Here is a 1,210-nt window from a genome sequence, read left to right as displayed (position 1 = left end):
CTTGGGTTCTAACCTGTTGCGTAGATTTATGCAGCGGACTGCCTTTCTCCCAAAGTGATAAACCGGACAGTATCATGGACCGGTTTTCCCGGTAATCCGTATTTGCAAGGTTGGTTTCACTATGGAACATGAACTTCATTATATCGGTATCGACACCGCTAAAGAGAAACTGGATGTCGATGTGTTGCGTCCTGATGGTCGTCATCGCACCAAAAAATTCGCTAACACCACTAAAGGGCACGATGAGCTGGTGAGCTGGCTGAAAGGTCACAAGATTGACCATGCGCATATCTGCATCGAAGCGACCGGCACCTATATGGAACCTGTCGCTGAGTGCCTTTACGATGCTGGCTACATAGTGTCAGTCATTAATCCTGCGCTGGGTAAAGCTTTCGCTCAGAGTGAAGGACTGCGTAACAAGACTGATACCGTGGATGCGCGCATGCTGGCAGAGTTCTGTCGTCAGAAGCGCCCTGCAGCCTGGGAAGCGCCTCACCCGCTTGAACGCGCGTTGCGTGCCCTGGTAGTCCGCCACCAGGCGCTGACAGATATGCACACGCAGGAACTGAATCGCACTGAAACGGCGCGGGAAGTCCAGAGACCGAGCATTGATGCTCACCTTCTGTGGCTTGAAGCAGAGCTGAAGCGTCTTGAGAAGCAGATAAAAGACCTGACAGACGATGATCCGGATATGAAACACCGCAGGAAACTGCTGGAAAGCATCCCGGGTATCGGAGAGAAAACATCTGCGGTATTGCTGGCTTATATCGGTCTGAAGGACCGCTTCGCCCATGCCAGACAGTTCGCCGCTTTTGCGGGTCTGACACCACGGCGTTATGAATCAGGTAGCAGTGTGAGAGGGGCGAGCCGGATGAGTAAGGCCGGACATGTGTCGCTTCGCAGGGCGTTGTATATGCCCGCAATGGTAGCCACCAGTAAGACTGAGTGGGGACGGGCGTTCCGCGACCGTCTGGCGGCTAATGGCAAGAAAGGAAAGGTGATTCTCGGCGCGATGATGCGCAAGCTGGCACAGGTGGCGTATGGAGTGCTGAAGTCAGGCGTGCCGTTCGATGCGTCACGGCATAATCCGGTAGCGGCGTAAAAATCGCGGAAGGGATGAAAAAAACAGCGCCTGACGGCGCTGTGTCTGGCATGCCTGCAATCCGGGAAACCGGACCAGGAAAAAACTTGCAGGCCATAACAGTATCTA

1 protein-coding gene is annotated in these 1,210 nt (G+C 54.0%); it reads left to right on the top strand.

The window, feature by feature from the left end:
* Positions 1-121: 121 nt before the first annotated feature.
* Complete coding sequence (locus FTE26_RS00390; RefSeq protein ID WP_000399648.1) at positions 122-1,102, top strand: IS110-like element IS621 family transposase; 981 nt, start codon at positions 122-124, stop codon at positions 1,100-1,102.
* Positions 1,103-1,210: the final 108 nt, after the last annotated feature.

Origin of the sequence: Escherichia sp. S10b (assembly GCF_028421345.1) — a bacterium.
In the GTDB taxonomy this organism is placed as follows: domain Bacteria; phylum Pseudomonadota; class Gammaproteobacteria; order Enterobacterales; family Enterobacteriaceae; genus ECMA0423.
The sequence above is the reverse complement of the archived record's forward strand: the minus strand, read 5'-3'. Positions and strand labels throughout refer to the sequence as shown.

Coding starts and splice junctions, on each gene's coding strand:
- FTE26_RS00390 (WP_000399648.1), top strand. CDS start 122: ATGGAACATGAACTTCATTATATCGGTATCGACACCGCTAAAGAGAAA.